The 22,618-nt window shown below is 75.9% G+C and carries 18 protein-coding genes; 7 read left to right on the top strand and 11 right to left on the bottom strand.

Translation table 11 applies throughout. The features are described from left to right. Positions 1–12: 12 nt before the first annotated feature. Entirely contained in the window at positions 13–822 is an 810-nt protein-coding gene (locus ACFUMH_RS07895) for an RDD family protein (RefSeq protein ID WP_378202997.1), read from the bottom strand. Positions 823–945: 123 nt separating this feature from the next. Beyond that, positions 946–2,424, bottom strand: a complete 1,479-nt coding sequence (locus tag ACFUMH_RS07890) for an MFS transporter (protein ID WP_378203000.1) — start codon at positions 2,422–2,424, stop codon at positions 946–948. A gap of 265 nt (positions 2,425–2,689) precedes the next feature. Here ACFUMH_RS07890 and ACFUMH_RS07885 point away from each other — a divergent pair, with 265 nt between their 5' ends. The 7 genes from ACFUMH_RS07885 to ACFUMH_RS07855 all read left to right on the top strand — a co-directional run bounded on the left by ACFUMH_RS07885 (position 2,690) and on the right by ACFUMH_RS07855 (position 12,477). Next, a complete protein-coding gene (locus ACFUMH_RS07885) occupies positions 2,690–3,424 on the top strand; it encodes a DUF998 domain-containing protein (RefSeq protein WP_378202994.1) in 735 nt (244 codons plus the stop codon). Then, positions 3,421–4,383: an LLM class flavin-dependent oxidoreductase gene (locus ACFUMH_RS07880; protein WP_378202991.1), complete on the top strand. Its 963-nt coding sequence runs from the start codon at positions 3,421–3,423 to the stop codon at positions 4,381–4,383. The genes ACFUMH_RS07885 and ACFUMH_RS07880 overlap by 4 nt, the downstream gene beginning before the upstream one ends. A 27-nt stretch (positions 4,384–4,410) precedes the next feature. Beyond that, the gene (locus ACFUMH_RS07875) at positions 4,411–4,635 is read left to right on the top strand and encodes a ribbon-helix-helix protein, CopG family (RefSeq protein ID WP_378202988.1); all 225 of its coding nucleotides are present in this window, start codon (positions 4,411–4,413) and stop codon (positions 4,633–4,635) included. Beyond that, entirely contained in the window at positions 4,632–5,048 is a 417-nt protein-coding gene (locus ACFUMH_RS07870; protein ID WP_378202985.1) for a type II toxin-antitoxin system PemK/MazF family toxin, read from the top strand. Before ACFUMH_RS07875 ends, ACFUMH_RS07870 begins: the two co-directional genes overlap by 4 nt. 269 nt (positions 5,049–5,317) lie before the next feature. Then, positions 5,318–7,564 (top strand): glycoside hydrolase domain-containing protein, encoded by a 2,247-nt coding sequence (locus ACFUMH_RS07865; protein ID WP_378202982.1) that lies wholly within the window; start codon positions 5,318–5,320, stop codon positions 7,562–7,564. Between the two features lie 129 nt (positions 7,565–7,693). Then, entirely contained in the window at positions 7,694–9,010 is a 1,317-nt protein-coding gene (locus ACFUMH_RS07860) for a glycosyltransferase (protein WP_378202980.1), read from the top strand. Between the two features lie 110 nt (positions 9,011–9,120). Further along, entirely contained in the window at positions 9,121–12,477 is a 3,357-nt protein-coding gene (locus tag ACFUMH_RS07855) for a hypothetical protein (RefSeq protein ID WP_378202978.1), read from the top strand. Positions 12,478–12,549: 72 nt separating this feature from the next. Here the strand turns inward: ACFUMH_RS07855 and ACFUMH_RS07850 are convergent, their stop codons facing one another. The 9 genes from ACFUMH_RS07850 to ACFUMH_RS07810 all read right to left on the bottom strand — a co-directional run bounded on the left by ACFUMH_RS07850 (position 12,550) and on the right by ACFUMH_RS07810 (position 22,613). Next, complete coding sequence (locus ACFUMH_RS07850; RefSeq protein WP_378202975.1) at positions 12,550–13,008, bottom strand: DUF1772 domain-containing protein; 459 nt, start codon at positions 13,006–13,008, stop codon at positions 12,550–12,552. A 149-nt stretch (positions 13,009–13,157) separates the two neighbouring features. Then, positions 13,158–13,826: a hypothetical protein gene (locus tag ACFUMH_RS07845; protein WP_378202972.1), complete on the bottom strand. Its 669-nt coding sequence runs from the start codon at positions 13,824–13,826 to the stop codon at positions 13,158–13,160. A 39-nt stretch (positions 13,827–13,865) separates the two neighbouring features. Further along, positions 13,866–14,291 carry a DUF3592 domain-containing protein gene (locus ACFUMH_RS07840; protein WP_378202969.1) on the bottom strand — a complete coding sequence of 142 codons (426 nt, stop codon included), beginning with the start codon at positions 14,289–14,291 and terminating at the stop codon, positions 13,866–13,868. A gap of 55 nt (positions 14,292–14,346) precedes the next feature. Further along, a complete protein-coding gene (locus ACFUMH_RS07835; protein ID WP_378202966.1) occupies positions 14,347–14,745 on the bottom strand; it encodes a universal stress protein in 399 nt (132 codons plus the stop codon). Further along, positions 14,742–16,268, bottom strand: a complete 1,527-nt coding sequence (locus tag ACFUMH_RS07830; protein WP_378202963.1) for a tripartite tricarboxylate transporter permease — start codon at positions 16,266–16,268, stop codon at positions 14,742–14,744. Before ACFUMH_RS07830 ends, ACFUMH_RS07835 begins: the two co-directional genes overlap by 4 nt. A 16-nt stretch (positions 16,269–16,284) precedes the next feature. Beyond that, positions 16,285–16,845, bottom strand: coding sequence for a tripartite tricarboxylate transporter TctB family protein (locus ACFUMH_RS07825; protein ID WP_378202960.1), 561 nt, complete (start codon positions 16,843–16,845; stop codon positions 16,285–16,287). Next, a complete protein-coding gene (locus tag ACFUMH_RS07820; protein ID WP_378202957.1) occupies positions 16,842–17,948 on the bottom strand; it encodes a Bug family tripartite tricarboxylate transporter substrate binding protein in 1,107 nt (368 codons plus the stop codon). Before ACFUMH_RS07820 ends, ACFUMH_RS07825 begins: the two co-directional genes overlap by 4 nt. 224 nt (positions 17,949–18,172) lie before the next feature. Then, entirely contained in the window at positions 18,173–18,355 is a 183-nt protein-coding gene (locus ACFUMH_RS07815; RefSeq protein WP_378202954.1) for a hypothetical protein, read from the bottom strand. Positions 18,356–18,494: 139 nt separating this feature from the next. Continuing rightward, positions 18,495–22,613 carry a glycoside hydrolase gene (locus ACFUMH_RS07810; RefSeq protein WP_378202951.1) on the bottom strand — a complete coding sequence of 1,373 codons (4,119 nt, stop codon included), beginning with the start codon at positions 22,611–22,613 and terminating at the stop codon, positions 18,495–18,497. Positions 22,614–22,618 lie beyond the last annotated feature (5 nt).

The following is a 22,618-nucleotide window of genomic DNA, read 5'->3' as shown; positions in this document are numbered from 1 at the left end:
CGGCGCCGACGCTCAGGCGGCGTCGCGCACGACGACGGTGTGCACGGCCTTGTCGGCGAACGTCTGCCGCTTGGCGTCCCACAGGGGCCAGAGGTAGCCGACGTAGAGCACCAGGTTGTCGAGCACGTGCGCGACGTCGCGGACGAGGCACATCCACACCCCGGGCGGGTTGCCGGTCTCCTCGAGCACGACCCGCAGGCCCATCGCCTGCTTGCCGAGCGAGCGGCCCGTCCGTGCGACGCGCACCCACCGGTTCCACGCGTGCAGCCCCCAGGCGAGCGCGAGGCCCACGAGCAGCACCGTGAGGCCGGTGCCCGTCGGCTGCGGCGTCGGGTTGCCGTAGCGGTCGACGCCGGGCACGGCGGTCGCCATCGCGAAGGCGTACGCGACGCCGTACGGCACGAGCAGCACGAGCGTGTCGAGGAGGTTCGCGACCACGCGGTGCGCCCAGCCGGCGTACTCCCCGCCCGCTGCCGTGGCACCGGCCGGCGGCCAGGCGGTCCCCCGGGCCCCACCGGTGACGCCGGGTGCCGTGCCCCACGTCCCGCCCGCGGGTGCAGCGCCCCACGCGCCGCCCGCGGCCGCGACCGCCGGTGCCTGCCACGCCGGCTCGGCCGCCGCGACGGCGCCCGGACCCGCGGCGAGGGGTGCGCCCGGCGTCCACGAGGTGCCGGCCGCGACGGGCACGGCGACGGGCGGCGGGGGCGGGGCCGCGACCGGCCGGGTGTGCCCGGTCCAGTCGGTGCCGTCGAACCAGCGCTCGACGCCCGGCGTCACGCCGTCGTCGTACCAGTCGGCCGGGGGGCCGTCGGGGGTCGTCATGGCGTGCGTATCGGCACGCGTCGCCACCCGATTGAGCGATGCCGGGCGTGGTGCCCGTCGTGCTGCTGCGCAGTGGATGCCGAGGGCCCGCGTGCCGGCCCGGTCGAGCGGCCCGCGCCCGGGTCACGCCTCGAGCGACTCCCCGGTGCGCTCGGGCAGCGCGAGCGCACCCGACGCGGCGACGACGAACACCGCCGCGAAGACGGCGAACAGCAGGGTGGTGCCACCGGCCTCCCGCAGGGGCGGCACGGCGAGCGGCGCGAGGATCGACGCGGTCCGCCCGACGCCCGCGGCCCAGCCGGCGCCGGTGGTGCGCACGCGCGTGGGGTAGAGCTCGGGCGTGACGGCGTAGAGGGCGCCCCACGCGCCGAGGTTGAAGAACGACAGCAGCAGCCCGGCGCCGACGACCGCGAGGTCGCCGGACGCCACCGCGAACAGCCCGGCGGCGACGGCGGACCCGGCGAGGAACGCCGCGAGGGTGCGCCGGCGGCCCCACGTCTCGACGAGCACGGCGGCGACCGCGTACCCGGGCAGCTGCCCGAGCGTGATGATCAGGGTGTACCCGAACGACCGGACGAGCGTGTTGCCGTCGGCGACCAGCAGCGACGGCAGCCAGATGAACGCGCCGTAGTACGAGAAGTTCACGGTGAACCACACGAGCCAGAGCGCCGCCGTGCGCCGGCGCAGGCCGGGCGCCCACAGGGCGGCGACACGCGTGCGGGCAGCCGGTGCGGTTGGGACGTCGGCCGGCACGTCGGCGGGCACGTCGAGCGGCACGTCGCCCGGTGCGGCGGCGTCCGCGGCGCGCGCACCCGTTGCGGTGCCGGCCCCGCGCGCCGTCGCCGCCTGCCCGTCGCGCACCTGCGCCCCCGTGCGCCCGTCCCCGCGCACCGCGGGCGACTGCTCGAACGACCGGACGACCTCCTCCGCCTCGGCGTGCCGGCCGCGCGCGACGAGGAACCGCACCGACTCCGGCAGCCCGCGCCGCACGACGACGGCGTACACGGCGGGCAGCGCGCCGAGCGCGAGCGCCCAGCGCCAGCCGTCGTCGCCGACCGGCACCACGAGGTAGCCGATCACCGCGGCGAGGATCCACCCGACGGCCCAGAACGACTCGAGCACGACGACGGCGCGCCCGCGGATGCGCGGCGGCGCGAACTCGCTGACCAGCGTCGACGCGACCGGCAGCTCCGCACCGAGCCCGAGGCCGACGACGAACCGCAGGGCCATGAGCGCCCCGACCGACCAGGCGAGGGCCGACGCGCCGGTCGCGAGCCCGTACACGAGGAGCGTCAGCGCGAACACCTGCCGCCGCCCGATCCGGTCCGCGAGCAGCCCGCCGAGCGCCGCACCGACCGCCATGCCGAGGAACCCGGCGGACGCGACCCACGACAGCTGCGTCGCCGGCGTGCCCCACACCACCGCGAGCTGCGCGATGACGAAGGAGATGAGCCCGACGTCCATCGCGTCGAACGTCCAGCCGACCCCCGAGCCGAGCAGCAGCCGCACGTGCCGCCGGGTGACCGGCAGCCCGTCCAGGCGCGCCGTCGCGTCCGCGGTACCCGTGGCGTGCGCGGGGCCGGCGGGGGAGCCGACGGGCACGCCGGCCGGCGGGGGGACGGGCGGCTGCGGGTCGGGCACGGACGCTCCTCGGCGGGGGCTGCGGGCGGCGGGGGCCGCGGGGACGGGTGCGGGCGTCCGCCGGTGTCCCGGGCGGTGACGGCCGCGCGCTGCACGCATCGTCCTCGTCGCGTCGTCGCCGCGCCACCGCGCGCGCGGCGCGCCCGCCGGCTGTGCCCGTCGACGCCGCACCGCCTGCGGGCGCGCACGGGCTGCCGACGTGCCGTGGGTCGCGGAGCATGGACGGGTGACGGGGACGCCGGACGCGACGGCCCGGCGGCGGCACGTCGTGGGCGGGCTGCTGCTGCTCGCGACCGTGCAGGTGCTGGTCGTCGAGGAGGTCGTGGCGGCGGCGTGGGAGGTCGTCCCGTACAGCCGGGCGCACCACTACGTGAGCGACCTCGGGCTGGCGGGGTGCGCGGAGCTCACCGGCCGGACGGTGTGCTCGCCGCTGCACGCGATGATGAACGCGGGGTTCGTGGTGCACGCGCTGCTCGTGGCCGCCGCGGTCGTGCTGCTGCGCGACCTCGTGCCCGGCGGTGCGCGCCGGTGGGTGGTCGCCGCGGTGCTCGCGCACGCGGTCGGCGTCGCGTGGGTCGGGCTCGTGCCGGGGTCGCTCGCGGAGCCGGTCGGCGGCGTGCCGCGGTACGTCGTGCACAACGTGGGCTCGGTGCTGGCGGTCGTCGGCGGGAACGTCGGTGCCCTCGTCGCCGGGGCGGCGCTGCTGCGCCGGCACCGCGCGTGGGCCGTGACGTCCCTCGTGCTGGGCGGCGCCGGTGCCCTCGCCACGGTGCTGGACGCCGTCGGGGTCGAGCTGGGGCCGGGTCCGGGCGCGGGCCAGCGGGCGACCATGTACCCGGTCGTCGTGTGGCTCGTCGTCACGGGCGCCGCGGTGGTGACGTCGGCGGTGCGTGCGGGCCGCGCGTCCGCACCCGCGCGCGGCCCGGGGACGTGGGACGGTGCTGGTAGGCATGACGCATGACACGGACCCCCGCCCTCGGCGTGATGCTCCCGCGCGACCTCGACCAGGCCCAGGTGCTCACGTTCGCGCGCCGCGCGGACGACGCCGGCTTCGACGAGGTGTGGGTCGTCGAGGACCTCGGCTTCCGCGGCGGGATCGCCCAGGCGGCGGCCGTGCTCGCCACGACCACGCGCATCCGCGTCGGCATCGGCATCCTCCCCGCGGCCGTGCGCAACGTCGCGTTCGCCGCGATGGAGGTCGCGACGCTCGCGCAGCTGTTCCCCGGCCGGGTCGACGTCGGCATCGGGCACGGCATGCCGGACTGGGTGCGGTCCGTCGGCGCGTGGCCGGCCCGGCCGCTGACGCTGCTCGAGGAGTACGTCACGACGCTGCGGGCCCTGCTGCGCGGCGAGACGGTGACCAGCCCGGACGGCTCGCCCCTCGGCCTGCGCGACGTCGCGCTGGACCCGTCGTCGGTGCCGGACGTCGTGCCCGACCTGCTCGCCGGCGTCCGCGGCCCCCGGTCCCTCGCCGCGGCCGGACGCGTCGCCGACGGCACGGTCCTCGCCGAGCCGGTGACGCCCGAGTACGCCCGCGCCGCGCTCGCCCAGGTCGCACCGACCCGCCCGCACCGGGTGGTCGCGTACGAGGTGGCGGCGGTGGACGACGACGGTGCCGCGGCCCTCGACACGGCGCGCCCGGCGCTCGCCTGGATCGGCGAGCCCGACTGGGACGTGCACATCGCGCCGCTGCCGTTCGCGGACGACTTCCGCGCGCTGCGCGCGTCGTGCGCCACGCGCGAGGAGTTCGCGGCGAGGCTGCCGGCGGGGTGGGTGGCCCAGCTCGCGCTCGCGGGCACGCCGGACGACGTCCACGCCCGCACCGCCGCGCTCGCGGAGGCCGGCGTCACGAGCGTGGTGCTCCTGCCGGCCGGCCCGGACCCGCTCGCGGCGCTCGCGAGCCTGGGCCGCCTCTGCTGAGCGGTATACCGCCGGTATACTGGCGCCATGACCGCGACCACGGTGAAGCTCGACTCGTCCCTCCGTGACCGCCTCAACGCGGAAGCCAGGCGACGCGGCCTCACCACCGGGTCGTTCATCGAGACCCTGCTCGAGTCCTGGCTGCGTGAGCAGCGGTTCGCGCGCCTGCGGGAGGAGATGGCACGGACGCCCCCCGACGTCGCCTACGCCGACGACGCGGCGGCCTGGGACGTGACGCTGGCCGACCGGTGACGGCGAGGGACGACGCACCACCGTCCGGCGCTGCCGCACCCGCACCGACCGGCGCTGCCGCACCACCGGCGCTCGGACGGGGGACGGTCGCGTGGGCGGACCTCGCGCCGGCACGCGGCCGCGAGCAGGACGGCCACCGGCCCGTCCTGGTCGTCTCGTCGCGGCAGTACCTCGAGACCGTGACGACCATGGTCGTCGTCCTGCCCGTGACGGCGGCGGACCGCGGCTGGTCGAACCACGTGCCGCTGCGGGGTCGGGTCGGTCTCGGGCGGCCGTCCTGGGCGATGACGGAGCAGCCGCGGACGATCGCGCGGGAGCGCCTCTCGCGCGTCGTCGGGCTGGTCGACGACGCGACGCTCCACGACGTCGACTCGTGGCTCCGGGACCTGCTCGGGCTCGTCCCGGACTCCTGAGCCGTGCCCGCCCGACCGACGCCCGGCCGACGGCCGGCCGACGCCCGGCCGACCACAGCCCCGCGTCGAGCGGTCGGCCGCACAGGTCGTGACCTCGCGGCAACACCGCGGACACACCCGGCTCGTACCGTCGCCGGGTCGCGGGCGCCGTCCGCGGTCCGGCGATCCGCCGGTCGCCGAATCGTTCACCGCCAGGTCATTTACAGCGCAGCCCGCCAGGCGCCACGCTGTGCCGACCGTGCGCGGGGCCGGTGCGAGGGACGTGGGAGGTGCCGGTGTTCGAGCACGTCGACCCCTTCATCGGCACCGAGCAGACGTCCCTGCCGCCGGCGACCGGGCTGGCCGCGACGTGGTGGTGGCCCAAGCCGCAGGTCGGCAACACGCACCCCGGCGCGACGTACCCCCTCGGCATGGTCTCGGCGTGCGCCTACTCGGGCGCGTACCCGACCGGCTACGGGCGGTACGACCTGTCGACCGAGGGCCTGCCGCCCGTGCTGCACGACCGGCAGGTCGCCAGCGGGTTCACGCACTTCCAGCAGTCCGGCACCGGCGCGATCCGCAAGTACTACAACTACTTCCGCGTGACGCCGATGCTGCGGCCGCTCGACGACCTCGGCCAGGTGTGGGACGTCGTCGACGAGGAGGCGTCGCCGGGGTACTACGCCGCGACGCTGTCGTCGGGCATCCGCTGCGAGATCACCGTCGGTCCCAAGTCCGCCGTGCACCGGTACACGTTCCCCGCGCACCACGACGCCCGCCTGGTCATCGACTTCTCGCTCGGCGGGCTCGACATCCCGTACGGCCGCACGGTGCCGCTGCGCGCGCACCTCGGCTCGGTCGCGCCCGGCGTGGCGGAGGGCGAGATCGTCGTCGAGGGCGCGCCGCTCGCGGTACGCGTCGAGTGCGACGCCCCGCACTGGCGGCAGATGCTCTGGTACGACCGGCGCCTCATGCCCGGCGGGACGCGCCTCGACTTCGACCGCATCCGCCCGACGACCCTGCGCCCGTTCGGCCTCATGTGGGCCGGCCCGACGGAGCCGGGGCAGGTCGTCGAGCTGCGGTTCGGGTTCTCGCTGCGCGGCGTCGACCAGGCGCGCGACACGCTCGTGCACGAGTGCGGCGACGAGCCGCGGGCGTTCGACCTGCGCCGCGAGCGCACGCAGGCCGTGTGGCGCGAGCACCTCGACAAGGTCGCGGTCGACACGCCGTCGTCCGACCGCCGCACCGTCATGGCCACGGCCCTGTACCACTCGCTGGTCAAGCCGTGCCTCGCGCCCGACGAGAGCCCGTTCTGGCCGACGCCGGGCCCGTTCGCGTTCGACCTGTCGACGATGTGGGACATCTACCGCACGCAGCTGCCGCTGCTGACCGCGCTCGTCCCCGACCGCGCCGTCGAGCTCGCGAACGCCCTGCTGCAGATCGCGGAGGAGGAGGGCAACCTCCCGATCGGCTACCGGATGGCGCGCGGGGCCGACCGCTTCTCGCGGCAGGGGTCCGCCCTCGCGCACACATTCCTGGCGGACCTGTGCTCGCTGGGCCTGCCCGGCATGGACTGGGACTGGGCGCTGGTGCACATGCACAACGACCTGCGGCGGACGTACGGCGAGGAGTTCCTGCTGCGCGGCCGCGCCCACCCCATCAGCCACACGCTGGACCTCGCGTTCGGGTACTGGTGCAGCGCGATCGTGGCGGCGCGCGTCGGTGACCTCACGCTGGTGGAGCAGTTCCGGCCGCTGGCCGCCCGCTGGGTCAACGCGTTCGGGCCGGACGGCCTGCTCGTCGACTCCACGTACTACGAGGGCGGCCGCTGGAACTACTCGTTCCGGCTCATGCACGACATGGCGGCGCGCATCGACCTCGCCGGCGGCGACGACGCGTTCGTCGGGCTGCTCGACCGGTTCTTCGGGTACGGCGCCGAGCCGGTGGTGCAGCCGGGGCTCGCACCCGACGCGGACGAGCTGCTCGCCGGCTACGCGCTCGAGCGGTTCGAGGGCCTCAACAACGAGCCCGACATGGAGGCCCCCTGGGCGTACATGTACGCGGGCCGGCCGGACCGCACCGCCGAGGTCGTGCACGACGTGGTCCAGCAGCAGTTCGGCACCGGCCGCGGCGGCCTGCCCGGCAACGACGACTCCGGGGGCTTGTCGTCCTGGTACGTCTGGGCCACCCTGGGGCTCTTCCCCGTGGCGGGGCAGAACCAGTTCCTGATCAACGCGCCCGCGTGGCGCGAGGCGCGCATCGACGTGGGCGGCCGGCCGCTCACCGTGGAGACGACCGGCTTCGTCGAGCCCGAGCCCGAGCCCGGCGGTCCGGCGCAGTACGTCCAGTCCGTGCACCTCGACGGCGAGCCGCTCGACCGCCCGTACCTCACCGGCGGCGAGCTGCACGGCGGGGGCCGGCTGCTCATCGGCCTCGGCCCCGAACCGTCCCGGTGGGGCACCGCCCACCGACCACCGAGCGCACCGGCACCGCACCCGCCCGCCGGGGCGCCGGCCGGACGGCTCGGCCGCCCCTGACCCGGGCGACCCGACGCACCCGCCCGACCCCGCGCACCCGCCCACCCCACCCGACCCACCCCACCCGCCCCACCCCACCCGACCCACCCCACCCGACCCGTCCGGACCCCGGACCGAGAGGACGACGCCGTGACCCCCTCCGCCGCCGCCCACCACGCGCGTCGCGCCCGCCGCCTGGTCATCGTCGTCCGGGCCGACCCGGTCATCTGCGGCCACTCGGGCGAGGCCCGCAACCTCGCGGAGGCCGCGCTCGACCGCGGCTTCGACGAGGTCCGCATCGTCACCTGGCCGATCGACCGGCTGCAGGAGGCGGGGCTGCCCCTCAAGCCGCTGGACCGCGTGCTGCCGTACCGGGAGGGCGTGGTCGTCGAGCGGCCCGCACCGGTCGGCGACTACAAGGTGCCCGACGGCCGCTACCTCGCCGGGCTGACCGGCCGGCTCGTCGAGCTGTTCACCGACGGCGTGCCCACGGTCGCGCTGTCGCTGTACCTGTCGCCGCACGCCACGGCCGTGGCGGACGCGGTGGCGGTCGCCCGCCGCACGGGCCTGCCGGTCGACGTCGTCACCGTGGCAGAGGCCGTCGGCTCGGACGTCACGAACGTCGTGCGCGCGTGCGTCGAGGAGGACCGGTTCGGCGCGGCCGCGCACGTGCTCGCGCAGTACCTGTCGCATGACGTCTGCCTCGCGGTGTCCCGGTACACGCGCGACCTCATCGTCACCGAGGCGTCGGCGATCGACGCCAAGCACGGCACGCGGTTCGCCGAGCAGTGCGCCGCGCGCGTCGAGGTGTCCTACCCCGCGATCGACGTCGGCGCGTACCTGTCGCGCACCGAGGAGGGCACGGACGCCGTGCTCGCGGCGCGCGGGCTCGAGCGCGACGGGTACGTGCTCTTCCTGTCGCGGCTCGCGCACGCCAAGGGCGTGGACGACCTCATCGAGGGCTTCGTGCGCTCCGGCGCGCCCGCCGCCGGTCAGCGCCTGGTGATCGCGGGCAACGGCCCGCAGGCGGACGAGCTGCGCGCGCTCGCGGCCGCCACCCCCGTCGCCGACCGCATCACGTTCCTCGACGACGTCTCCGACGACGAGAAGTCGCACCTCATGGCCGGCTGCACCGCGTTCGTCCTGCCGAGCAAGCCGCGGCCGGAGTTCGTCGAGACGTTCGGCATCGCGCTCGCGGAGAAGATGCTGTCCGGCGGCGGTCCGGTCATCACCACCGACACGGGCGGCATCGGCGAGGCCGTCGGCGACACGGCCGTCGTCGTGCCGGTGTCCGACCCCGACGCCATCGCGGCCGCCCTCGACGACGTCCTCGCGACCGACCCCGTCGACCGGGCCGCGTGGGCCGAGCGCTCGCGCGAGTACGCGCTGCAGTTCGACCGCGCCGTCGTGCTCGACAAGATCCTCGACCACGTGGCGGCGCTGGAGGCGACCCCGGCCCTGGCGTGAGGCGGGGCCGCGGGTGAAGAGCGCACGCCGAACCCGCGGAAACGCTTGCGCGCGGCGGGCTCGTCCTGACCCAATGGGAACGAGGACGATCCGGACGAAGGGCGTGCCGCATGTCGCACCGTCGCTCCCGCACCGCCGCCGTGGCCGTGCTGCTGGGGCTCGTCGTCACCCTGCTCGGTGCCGCCGTGCCCGTCCCGCCGCAGGTGGACCCCTCGGTCACCGGGCGCCTGTCCCTGTTCAAGCGCATCGAGAACCTGGACACGGGGGCGAGCGAGGGGCGGCGTGAGCTGTGGTCGGTGCAGGCCGTCAACACCGCCGACCCCGCGTACACGTTCCGCGGCAACGGCCTCAACGGCGTGCAGTCGCTGCCCGTGCCCGCGGGCTCGTACACGATCTCCGAGTCCGGCGGCGTGCCCGGCTACGCGTTCGTCTCGTGGGACTGCGGCAGCGCCGGCACCTTCACGAGCCCGACGCCGACGATCACCGTGCCGGCGAACGGGTCGGTCACCTGCACGGTCCGCAACGACGCGGTGCAGCCGTACCTGACGCTGCGCAAGCAGGTGGTCGGCGGCGCGGCGTCCCCCGCGGACTGGACGCTGCGCGCGCAGGGTCCCGTCCCGGTCCAGGGCACCGACGGCGTCCGCGTCCCGGTGCGCGTCGGCCAGTACCAGCTCTCGGAGTCCGAGGGCCCGGTCGGGTACACCGCGGGCAGCTGGTCGTGCACGGGCGGGCAGCAGACGTCCGCGACGTCCGTGGTGGTGACGGTCGGGCAGGACGTCGTCTGCACCGTCACGAACACGTGGACGGCACCGCCTGGGCCGACCCTCACGCTCGTCAAGCAGGTGGTGGGCGGCGGCCTCGCCCGGGTCGGCGACTTCACGCTGCGGGCGACGGGGCCCGACGTGGTCGCCGGCCGCTCCGGCACGCGGCTCGTGACGCGCGTCCCGGTCGACCCCGGCGCGTACACGCTGTCGGAGTCGACGATCGGCACCATCGGCGCCGGCTACGCCGCCGGCCCCTGGGCCTGCACGGGCGGAACGCTCACCGGTGCACGGCTGGTGCTCGCGCCCACCGACGGCGACGTCGTCTGCACCGTGACGAACACGTGGACCGGCGGCACGCTCACGCTCGTCAAGCAGGTGGTCGGCGGTACGGCGCCACCCGGGGCCTGGACGCTGGAGGCGGCCGGGCCGGCCGTCACGGTCAGCGGCGCCAGCGGCACCCCGGACGTGACGCGGTTCCCCGTGCCCGCCGGTCGGTACGCGCTGTCGGAGACCGGGCCCGCGAACTACTCGGCGTCCGACTGGTCGTGCACGTCCGGGCAGGCGGGGCCCGCCGCCGTCGACGTGCCGACCGGCGGCGACGTGACCTGCACGATCACCAACACCGTCCAGCGCGCGAGCCTGACCCTCGTCAAGGTGGTGGGTCCGGGAGGTCCCGCGGACGTGGAGGACTTCACGCTGACGGCGGCCGGCGGCGGCGCGACCATCACCGGCACCAGCGGGACGCCGGCGGTGACGCGGGCGGCCGTCGACGTCGGCTCGTCGTGGACGCTGGCGGAGTCGGGTCCCGCCGGGTACGAGTCGTCCGCGTGGACGTGCGACGCGGGGGCGGACGTGGTCGGGGACACGGTCACGGTCACGACGGCCGCCGACGTGACGTGCACGGTGACGAACACGTGGGCGGGCGGCACGCTCACCCTGGCCAAGCGGGTGCTCGGCAGCTCCATGCCGGCCGGGTCCTGGACGCTCGCGGCCTCGTCCCCGCAGACGTCGCTCACGGGCGCGTCCGGCTCGACCGCCGTCACCGACGTGCCGGTGCCCGCGGGGAGCTACACGCTCTCCGAGCAGGGCCCCGGCGGCTTCGCGCAGGAGGGCTGGACGTGCACCGGCGCCGTCGTCGACGGCGACACGGTGGAGGTGACGTCGGGTGCGGACGTCACGTGCACCGCGACCAACCGCGCGACGAGCGCGCACCTCACCCTCGTCAAGGACCTCGACAACGCCGGCGGGGGGACCGCCCTGCCCACCGACTGGGTGCTGAGCGCCGACGGCCCGGTCGACCTCGCCGGCAGGACCGGCGAACCCGCGGTCACCCGCGTGCCGGTCGGGCCCGGCGCGTACGCGCTCGCGGAGTCGCCCGCCGACACCCCGGGCTACGACGCGGGCCCGTGGCAGTGCTCGGTCGGCCGGACGGTCCTGCCCGTCGTCGACGGCGTGCTGACGGTCCCGGAGACGTGGCGCGACGACGTGCCGTTCACCGAGGACGTCGTCTGCAGCATCACGAACACCGCTGCCGCCCCGACGCTCACGCTCGTCAAGGAGCTGGTGAACACCGGCGGCGGCCCGGCCGGGGCTGAGGACTTCGTCCTGCTCGCGATCGGGCCGTCGGTGGTCGTGGGACCCACGGGCGGCCTCACCGTCACGGACGTGCCCGTCGTCGCCGGCACGTACGACCTGCGGGAGATCGGCGCGCCGCGCTACGCGAGCGACGGCTGGAGCTGCGCGGACGACGACGGCGGCACGCCGGTGCCGACGCCCGACGACCGGCTGGTGCTCGCGCTCGACGACGACGTGACGTGCACGGTGACCAACCGCTGGGAGGGCGCGACGCTCACGCTCGTCAAGGAGGTGGTCGGCGGTCCGTCGGCCGCGACCGACTGGACGCTCGTCGGCTCCCCGACGAGCGGCGGTGCCGTCGGGGTTCCGGGGTCGCCGGAGGTGACGCGGGTGCCGATCCCCGCCGGGGCCGTGACCCTCCGGGAGGAGGCGCGCACGCCGGTCGCCGCGGCCGGCTACCGCAGCGAGGGCTGGGACTGCGGGCCCGCCCTGCCCGTCAGCGGTGACGACGTCGCGACGGTGCAGGTCCCCCCGGGGACCGACGCCACGTGCACCGTCACCAACACGTGGACGGGCGGCACCCTCACGCTCGTGAAGCGCGTGGACGGCCCGGCGGACCCGGGGCTGTGGACGCTGTCGGCGAGCAACCTCACGATGACCGTCGCCGGCGCCACGGGCGAGCCCGGCGTGACCGAGGTGCCGGTCGTCGCCGGCGGCTACGCCCTGGCCGAGTCGGACGGCGTCGCGGGCTACCGGCAGGAGGGCTGGGAGTGCACCGGCGGGACGCTGGACGGCGCGTCCGTCCAGGTACCGGAGGGCGGTGACGTCGAGTGCGTCGTCACCAACGTCGCCGTCCCGGGCACCGAGCCGACCCCCACGCCCACCGACCCGCCCACGAGCGGTCCGGTCGACCCCGTGGACCCGCCCGACCCGGCGGACCCGGCCGACCCCGGTCGTCCCGGCGGCCCGTGGGGTGCGGCGGACCGCGGTGCCGACGACGTGGCGGCGGCGCGGGACCGGCGCATCGCCGCGACCGGTGCCGACGTCGGTGCGGCCGTGGCGCTCACCGCGGCCCTGCTGCTGGTGGGTGGTGCGGCGCTCGTCGCGTCCCGGCGCCGTCGGCCGTGAGCCGTCGGCGACACCGGCCCGGCGAGCGGTGACCGGCCGCCGCGCCCGCGACGCTCGGCCGGCGCACCCGTGTCAGTGCGGGGCGACGACCAGCAGCGCCGCCCCCACCGCGCACGCCAGCGTCCGCACGTGGTTCCACGCCGTCCAGCGCGGCGCCGAGCGCGTCCACTCGCCCGCGGGGTCGTCGGTGGCGGCCAGCCGCTCGTTGAGGGGCACGTTCGCCGCGGCCGTGACGCCGAGCGCGCCCACGACGTAGAGCGCGGCGCCGCCCACGGCAAGCCCCGCCCGCGGCGCACCGCCCGCGAGGGCCGCCACGGCGGCCGCGACGTCGAGCACGAGGGTCCCGAGCAGCACGAGCATGAGCGGCGGGCGCAGCGCGGCGCGGTTGACGGACCGCATGGCCTCCGCGCCGGCGGCGGCGGGCAGCGCACGCAGGCCCGTCATGACGAAGGTCGAGAAGGCGAGCAGCACGCCGCCCGCGAGGGCGGTCGCTACGCCGGCGGACACGGCGAGGACGTCGGAGGAGGTCATGGCCCCAGCCCACCGCGCGAGGTCCGCGCCGACCATGGCCGCGGCACCGCGAGGTGTGCCCGATCGTCCGGGGATGCCCTCCGCACCGGTGTCGCGCGGTGCTCGGACCGGCGCGCGGCGTCCCGGCCGACCGGGGCGCGCGGTCGGCGTCAGACGCGCGGAGGCGCCGTCGCGCGGCGGGCCCGCGCGCGGATGACCCACCAGATCACACCGCCGAGCACCAGCCCGGCCCCGAACGCGCCGAGCAGCAGGACGCCGAACACCCCGGCGACGGAGCCGAGCACGCCGCCGACGAACGGCGCGAGGTCCTGGTCGGGCGCGAGGAGCACGCGCGCGTCGGCGACGTCGGCGGCCGGCACGGCCACCTGGTAGGTCCCCGACTCCGGCGCGGTGAACGCGGCGACGCTCTCGACCGACCACCTGCCCGCGGTGAAGGTCCCGTCGACGGCCGGGTCGGCGTCGGCCGCGACGACGGCGCCGGAGGGCGCCTGGAGCAGCACCACGTCCGAGAGCCGCGGCTCGATCGCGCCCTGCGCCGGCCACGCCAGGTGCACGGCGTAGCGCTGCCCGGCCTCGAGCGTCGCGGTCGTCGCACCGGGGGCTGGCGCGTCCGCGACGACGGCGGGGCCGGGCTCGCCGGACGACGAGACGACGTCCGACGTCACGAGCCCGACGAACGTGCGCGCGGTGAGCAGCCCGACGACGAGCGTCACCAGCAGCACGAGCACGCCGATCGACGTCGTGACGACCGGGCCCGTCAGCGACGTGCGCCGGTCGGGCCGGGCGGGCTGCGGGGCGGGGTACGGGGCGGCGGTCACCTCAGCACGCTAGCGGGCCGGGGCCACGCCGCACGCCCGTCACGCCAGCAGCTGCAGCAGCACCGCCGCGACGACGAGCACCCCCGCTGCCACCGTCGACGCCGCCGCCCCCCGCGGTCGTGGCACGCGCGCGTCGCCCTGCACCGACTCGACCGTCATCCAGGCCGGCTCCTCCGGGTCGTACCGCACGTCCACCGGCTGCCCGACCAGGTAGCGCTTGCCGGGGCGCGGTGTCCGGGGGCTCGCCTCGAGGCGCGCGCCCGCGACGTGGTACCGGACGGTCGGCACGTCCTGCCCGGCGACGGCCTCCACGGCGACGACCTCGCCCGACGCCGTCCGCGCCCGCGCCAGCCGCCGGCGCGCGTCGGTGGCGCTCCGTGCCGACCACAGGACGCGCGCCACCAGCGCGACGGCCGCGGCCACGAGCAGGACCTGCACCACCACGACGACCGGCATGGCAGCCATCGTCGGGCATCGCCGCCCGGACCGCCCGCGCCCGCTCAGCGGAGAACGACCCGCCTCAGCGCCCGTCCGTCGCCTTCACCGCCAGCACCGGGCAGCGCGCGTCGAGCAGGATCCGCTGGGCGGTCGAGCCCATGATCAGCTTGCCGACGGGCGACCGGTGCCGGATGCCGATGACCAGCACGGACGCGTCGACCTCCTCGGCGACCGCGAGCAGCGCCTCGGTGACGTCGCGGACGACGGGCTGGCGCACCTCCGCCTCGACGCCGAGCGCCGCGAGCTGCGTGCGCAGCTCGGTGACGTCGGCGGCGCCGGCGAACCGGTCGTCGACCGTCGACGTCCCCGTCGTCGCGTTGACGACGAGCAGCGCCTCGCCGTGCAGGCGTGCCTCCTGCACGCCGCGCTCGAGCGCGGCGTGCCCCCGGGCGTCGGCCGTCCAGCCCACGACGACGGTCATGACCTCACCTCTTCCTCGAGTGCGTCGATGTCGTCCTCCAGCCGTTCCGGCCCCTGCCGGCCCGGGATCAGGCGCAGCACCAGGGGGCCGAGCAGCAGCGCCGCGACGACCACGTAGACGATGACCGCGACGGGCTCGCTCCACAGCGCGGACACGTCCCCCCGCGAGAGCTGCAGCGCCTGCCCGAGCTGCTCCTCGAGCCGCGGCCCGAGGATGACGCCGACGATGAGCGGCAGCACCGGCAGCCCGAACCGCCGCATCGCGAACCCGAGCGCCCCGAACAGCCCCAGCAGCGCCACGTCGAACCACTGGAAGTTCACGCTGTACGCGCCGAGCACCGCGAAGAACAGGATGCCCGCGTACAGGTAGGGCCGCGGGATGCGCAGCAGCCGCGCCCACAGCGGCGCCATGGGCAGGTTGATGACGAGCAGCAGCGTGTTGGCGACGAACAGGCTGGCGAGCAGCGTCCACACGAGCTCCGGCTCGGCCTCGAACAGCTGGGGCCCGGGCTGCAGGCCGTAGCCCTGCATGGCGGCGAGGATGACGGCGGCGGTGGCCGTGGTCGGCAGGCCGATCGCGAGCAGGGGGACGAGCGTGCCGGCGGCGGACGCGTTGTTCGCGGCCTCGGGCCCGGCGACGCCTTCGATGGCGCCCTTGCCGAACTCGTCCTTGTGCGTGCCGGCCAGCTTCCGCTCGGTGATGTACGACAGGAACGTCGGCATCTCGGCGCCGCCGGCGGGCAGCGCGCCGAACGGGAACCCGTACGCGGTGCCGCGCAGCCACGGCTTCCAGGACCGCCCCCAGTCGGTGCGGTCCATCCACGGCCGCCCGACGGGGATGATCTCGAGCGGGCGTCGGCGCAGGTGCGCCGCGACCCACAGCGCCTCGCCGACGGCGAAGATCGCGACCGCGACGACGACGATGTCGATGCCGTCGGCGAGCAGCGGGTTGCCGAACGTCAGGCGCGCCTGGCCGGTCGCGGTGCCGACGAGCCCGATCGTCAGCCCGAGGGCCAGGGAGATGAAGCCGCGCAGCTTGGACGACCCGAGCACCGACGTCACGGCGACCAGGGCCAGCACCATGAGCGCGAAGTACGACGGGGCGCCGAGCACGACGACCCAGTCGGCGACGGTGGGGGCGAGCGCCACGAGCAGGACGGTGCTGATCGTCCCGGCGACGAACGACCCGATCGCGGCGGTCGCGAGCGCCTGCGCGGCCCGCCCCGCCTTGGCCATCTTGTTGCCCTCGAGGGCCGTGATGACCGACGACGACTCGCCCGGCGTGTTGAGCAGGATCGACGTCGTCGACCCGCCGTACATGCCGCCGTAGTAGATGCCGGCGAACATGATGAGCGCCGCGCTCGGGGACACGTTGTACGTGACCGGCAGCAGCAGCGCGACCGTCATCGCCGGGCCGATGCCGGGCAGCACGCCGACCGCCGTGCCGAGCAGCACGCCGACCACCGCGTACAGCAGGTTCTCCGGGGTGAGGGCCAGCTCGAAGCCCGTGAGCAGCGCGTCCATCACCGGGCTCCCGCCATCAGAGGATCCCGTCCAGGACGCCCGCCGGGATGGGGATGCCCAGCCCGACGTAGAAGCCGTACCAGGACCCCACCGACAGCACCGCGCCGATGAGCAGGTTGCGCACCCAGTGCCGGTTGCCGAGCACCGTGGCGGCGCCCGCGAACAGCAGCGCGCCGACGACCGCCCAGCCGAGCCAGTCGATGAGCGCCACCGTCGCGACGAGGACGCCCGCCAGGCCGGCGAGCGTCCGCCAGTCGGTGCCGGTGGCCAGGTCGACGTCCTCGCCGGCCTCGCCCTCGGCGCGGTCGCCGCGCGCGGTGGCGACCGCGAGCAGCAGGGCCAGCAGGACGAGCCCCGACCCGATCACGTACCCGAACGCCGCCGGCCGCACGACCTGGTCGGCGAAGCCCGGGCCGAGGCCCGTGGAGTCGACGACCGTCCACACGCCGATCACCGCGAGCACCGCCGCGAGGCCGTACTGGGCGCGGTCCGTGGGTGCTCCGGTGCCGCTCGCGCGGGCCGCGGGAGGTTCCGCGGCGGTCGCGCCCGCGGGTGTCGCCCGGTTGTCGGCGCTCACAGCAGCCCCAGGTCGGTCAGCGTGCTCGCCACCCGCTCGTCCTGCTCCACGAGGAACTCCTCGAACTCGTCGCCGGTCACGAACGCGTCCACCCAGCCGTTCGTCTCGAGCGCCTCCCGCCACGCCTCGGTGCCGTGCATCTCCTCGAGCAGCGCGATGTGCTGGTCGCGGACCTCGTCGCTGATGCCGGGCGGCGCCAGCACGCCGCGCCAGTTGGTGAAGACGAGGTCGATGCCGGACTCGACGAGCGTCGGGGCGTCGACGCCCTCGAGCCGCTCCTCGCCGGACGTCGCGAGCACCCGCAGCGACCCCTCGGCGATCTGCCCCTCGAACTCCGCGAGCCCGGACGTGCCGACGTCGATCTTCGCACCGAGCAGCGCCGTGGTCAGCGGGCCGCCGCCGTCGTAGACGATGTAGTTGACCTGCGTCGGGTCGACGCCGACCGCGTCCGCGAGCTGCATGGGGAACAGGTGGTCCGGCCCGCCGGGGCTCGACCCGCCGCCGATCCGCACGCTGCCCGGGTCGGCCGTCCAGGCCGCCACGAGGTCGTCGACGGTCTCGAACGGCGAGTCCGCCGGCACGAGCAGCCCCTCCTGCTCCTCGATGAGCTGCGCGATCGGCGTCGCCCCGCTCACGCGGGCGTCCGACCCGTTCGTGTACGTCGCCCCGACCACGCCGAGGCCCATCGTCATGAGCAGGTCCTCGGCGCCCTCCTCGTTGACGAGCCGCTGCATCGCGACCGTCCCGCTCGCGCCGATGACGTTGCTGACCTCGAACCGCCCGGTGAGGTCCTGGTCCTCCATGACGCGCGTCGCCGCCCGGCCGGTCTGGTCGTACCCGCCGCCGGGCGAGTTGGGGATCATCATGCGCAGCCGGCGATTCTCGCCGCCGTCGTCGCCGCGCGTGACCCCGCACCCGGCCAGCGCGAGCACGGCGACGAGCACGACGGCGAGGACGCCGCGGGTCGGCGTGCGCGAGGGCGAGCCGTGAAGCGTCGCGGACACATGGCGACCGGAACCCTTCACGCGGACGTCGTCGCCGGTCCCGGTGTCGCTGCCCGTGCCGGTGCCGGTCGCGTACGTGTGCCGACGGGTGATCGCCATGCGGAACACCTCCTCGTGCCCTGCCGACGATCCTGTCCCCTTCGCGCACGGACGGCACCCGCTGGCGTCCCCACCTACCCACTGCGGTACATGCGCAACGACTGCGGCAGGTACGACTACCGCACTCGTGACGCATGTACCGCTGTCGACGTACCGCTGTCGCGAGCACGGAGAACGACGGGGCAGAGGTGCACGCGCCCCGCCGGGACAGCGGCCGCATCCCGTCAGGGCATCGCGATCCCGTGCGCGGCGAGGTACCGCCGGGACGCGGCGAGCACCGACTCGTCGAGACGGGCCAGCTCGCCGTGGTACTCCTGCGTCGGGTCCAGGTAGGCGGCCTGCTGGCCGGCCTCGATGTCGGAGAGACGTCGGACGACAGCGTCGCGCCGGTGTGCAGCCTTCGTCACGCCAGGCGGCACGAACGCTGCACGGCCCTGGGTCTGGCCGTGTGGCGGCCCGGCGAGGTCACGTCCGCGACGCGACGCGGCCCCGGGGAGGTCGTCCCCGGGGCCGCGTCGGTCGTGCGCCGGTCGTGCCGGCGCGCCGTCAGGCGGTGGTGCTCGTCCGGCGGCGGCGGACCACGACCACGCCCGCGCCGGCGGCGACGAGGCCGAGGGCGAGCGCGAGCAGGGTCCACGGCTCCGCGCCGGTGGTGGCGAGGCCGCCGCCGGTGCCGCCGACGACCCGGAGGGTCGCCGTGCCGGTCGCACCCGTGGCGCGGTCGACGACCACGACGGTGTGCGTGCCGAGCTCCGTGCCGCGCGGGATGGCCACCCGCGTGGTGACGGCGCCCGACGCGTCGGCCGTGGCGGTGGCCAGCAGGACCGGCTCCGAGCGGAGCTCGATGCCCACCTCGCCGCCGGCCGTCAGCCCGCGGGCCGACACCTCGACGGTGCCGCCCGGGCGGACGCTGCCCGACGACAGCGTGACCGTCGGCCCCGCCTGCTGGCCCGGCTGCCCCGGCTGACCGGGGTTCGGCCCACCCGGCTGACCGGGCTGCCCCGGCTGGCCCGGCTGACCGGGCTGGCCCGGCTGCCCCGGCCCGCCCGTGCCCGGGTCGACCGGTGCCGCGGCGACCGTCACCGCGGCCGACGCCACCTCGGCGGAGGACGCGAAGCCCTCGGCCGACGCGACGACCGTGACCGTCACGGCCGACCCGACGTGCTCCGCCGTGGGCGTGAACGACGCCCCGGTGGCCACGGCCTCGCCGTCGACGGCCCACGCGTACGTGAGCGCGGCGTCGGCGGGGTCGACGTCGACCACCGCGGTGAGCGCGGTGCCCGCCGTGGCGGTGCCGTCCGCTGCGAGCCCGCTGAGGGTCACGCCGCGCACGACCGCGCGCCGCTCGACCCGCACGGTCGTCTCGGTCGTCGCCGAGCCGTCGGCCGCCGTGACGCGCACGGTGGCGACGCCGTCGTTCCCCTCCGACGGCTGCGTCACCTCCACGGTCGCGTCCGCGTCGACGGGCACCGCGACGACGTTCGGCCACGCCGAGCCGTCGACCGTCACGTCGTACGACGTCACGTCGGCCGCGAAGCCGGGCACGTCGACGCCGTTCGTGCGCAGCGCGGCGAGGTCCGTGACGGAGCCGGCGGCCGGCGCGACGGCGCCGATCTCCACCTCCGACACGATCATGTGCACGCCCGGGTTGGGCGTGAGCACGAACCGCAGGCCCGTGGCCGCGAGCCCGTCGAGGTCCACCGTGAGCACCGGCGCAGCGCCCTCGGTCGGGGCGGGCGTCGGCACCGGCTGGTCCAGCCCCGGCACCCGCTGCCACGTCCCGGCCGCGTCCCGGTACTCGACGACCGTCTCGCGCGCCCAGCTGCGGTGGCTGCCGTCCGCGTAGAAGAACACCGACGCGTCGGCGAGCTGCGTGGCCGGGAACGTGTACGTCAGCGTGTCGGACGTGCGTGCCGTGCCGACCCAGTTCGACCAAGCCTTGTCGGTCCGGTTGCCGTTGCGGGTGTTCTCGATGGAGTAGCCCGGCTCGGTGAACGTCGCGCTCGCCGCCGTGGTGGGCAGCGGGACGATGTTCGCCGAGGCCCGCGCGGTGACGACGACGTGGAGGGTCGCCGGGACCGGCTCCGCGCCGGCCTCGTTCGACTCCGCCGTGCCCGGCACGGCGACGACGCCCTGCTCCGCGAAGGACGCGTCCGTGACGCCCGACCAGTCCCACGTGACGGGCGTGTCGAACGTCGCGGTGGACGCCCCGACGCGCGCCGGCACGACCGCCGGCGCGGCATCCTGCACCTGCGCGAGCGTCGAGCCCTCGTAGGCCGTCACCGACACCGGGTCGGTCACGGTGAACCCGCCGACGTCGACGGTCCCGGTCACGGGCAGCGACGCGCCGTACACGTCGGTCGCCGTGCCGGTCACCGCGACCTGCCCGGCCTGCTCCCACGCGGACGCCGGGACCTCGTCCCAGACGACCGTCGCGGCCGGCCCGGTGCCCCAGCGGTACGTCGGGACGACCGTCGCCGGCAGCACCGGCGCGACGCCCACGGTCGTGCTCACGGCCACCGGGGAGACCCCGGTCGCCGCGACGTCGCGCGGGTACCAGCGCTGGTTCGCGCCGCCGTTGGAGCCGTAGACCCCGACGCCGGCGTTCTCGGCGGTCGACTGGCCGCCGACCTCGAGCGCCTGCCCGATGCCCTCGTTGACGAACGCGAACGAGCGCCCCTCGGTGGAGGAGACGATCCAGCGCGTCGCCGGGTCCTCGGCCGCGGCCTCGACGGACGTCGACCGCAGGTCGGTGCCCGCCGTCGTCGCCCCGAGCACGCGCCCGTCGGCGCCCTCGAGGACGAAGCGCTTGGTGCCGTCGAGGCGGCCCGGGGCCACCGCGTGCGCCGTCCACAGCTGCGGGCGAACGGTCTCGGCCGTCGTGCCCGGCGTCGTGATGGTGGTCGCCGTGGCCGCACCGGTCGCCGCCGTCAGCGCCTTGCCGCTCTGCACGCCGGTGAGCTGGTACGTGTGGCCGTCGGCGATCGCCGCGGCGTCCTCGGCCACGCCGTGCACGCCGTCGAGGACGATCGAGCTGACCGACTGCGCGGGCAGCGTGAGCGTGACGGTGCGCGCGTCCGCGTCGACGGGGACCGCGTCGCCCTCGACGAGCGCGTTCGCGCTCGGCTCGTCCGCCGGGGACTGCGTCGTGACGTACGGCGTCGCCGTGGCGCCCGCCGCGACCGTGCCGAACTTCGCCAGGTCGACCGTGAGGGTCACCGGCTGCGTCGACGCGTTCGTGTGCACCAGCGACGTCGACGTGCCGTCCGCCGAGAGCGCGGCCGTCGTGACGACCGAGTCGGTCGCGATGACGCGGTCGCCGGGGCGGATGAAGTGCGTGAAGTTGCGGGTGGTGTCGTACTTCGTGTTCGTCTCGACGTGGCACGCCTCGACCCGCGACCAGTCGCCGCCGGCCGCCTCGACGCGCCGCTCGGACGCGAACACCGCGTCCTCGCCCTCGCCGTACCAGCGGCAGTCGAGGTCGATGAACACGCCGCCCCAGTTGAGGTCCTCGCCCTGCGGCTCCATGTTCCACAGGTCCTCGACCGGCTGCCAGAACACCCACGCGTCCGACTCCAGCTCGCGCAGGTCGTCGTGGATGCGCCCGGCCAGGCCGAGGCCGTTGACGATGCTCGCCGGGTTCCAGCCGTTGACCCAGCTGCCCTCGACCTCGCTCATCCACAGGGGCTTGTCGGCCACCTTGGCGAGGTCGCGGACCGTCTGGCGGCCGCCCGTGCCGTACGTGTGCACGTTGAGCTGGTCGACGTTCGCGCGGGTCTGCGCGTCGTACGCCTCCCAGTTGCGCACGAACGTGCCGGGGTTCGTCTCGTCCATCGCGGAGACGACGGCGTCGGTGGTCGACCCGGGCGCGCGCAGGTGCGCGGCCAGCGCGTCGATGAGGTCCGCCTGCCGCGCGGGCCCGACGTGCATGCCCTCCTGGCGGCCGCCGACCGGCACGCCGTCGCGGAGCGTCGTGCCCCAGTAGTTCGTGTTCGGCTCGTTCAGCGGGTCGATGGTGTCGACCGTGATGCCGTGCGCGTCCTCGAGCTCCTCGCTCACGCGCACGAGGTACTGCGCGAACGCGTCGACCTGGTCCGGCCGCAGCTGCTCGGCGCTCGCGTCGAAGCCGCCCGAGACGTAGCCGTTCTCGGTCATGAACCACGGCGCCGAGTTCGCGAACGTCTCCCAGTGCGTGATCTGGTCGTCGGCCGTGAGCTGGTCGACCCACCACCGCTGCGTCGCGTCGGCGTCGAGGTCGTAGAACCGGTCGTCCGCGGGGTCGAAGGCCTCGCGCACCGCGGCCGCGTTCGCGTGCGTCGTCGGGGCGCCGTAGAGGTCGCCGGTCGCGTCGGGCTGCCACCAGCCCTCGACGGCGCCGCCCGGGCGCAGGTAGTCCTCGACGTCGGACGCGTGCCCGCCGCCGATGTTGTAGCGGGCGATGTTGAGGTCGAGGCCGTCGGCCGTGAAAAGCTTGTCGTACAGGTCCTGGCGGACGTCGGCCGGGTAGTCCCCGGTCGCGTTGGCGAACCAGACCAGGCTCGTGCCCCAGCCCTGGAACTCCTCCCCGGCGTACCAGGGGTTGGGGGTGACGGTCACCGCGGTGGCCGCCGCGGCGGGTGCGGTCACGGCCGGGGCTGCGATGAGCCCGGCCGTCAGCGCGAGCACGGCGG

Origin of the sequence: Cellulomonas sp. NPDC057328 (assembly GCF_042667215.1) — a bacterium.
Taxonomy (GTDB): domain Bacteria; phylum Actinomycetota; class Actinomycetes; order Actinomycetales; family Cellulomonadaceae; genus Cellulomonas.
The sequence above is the reverse complement of the archived record's forward strand: the minus strand, read 5'-3'. Positions and strand labels throughout refer to the sequence as shown.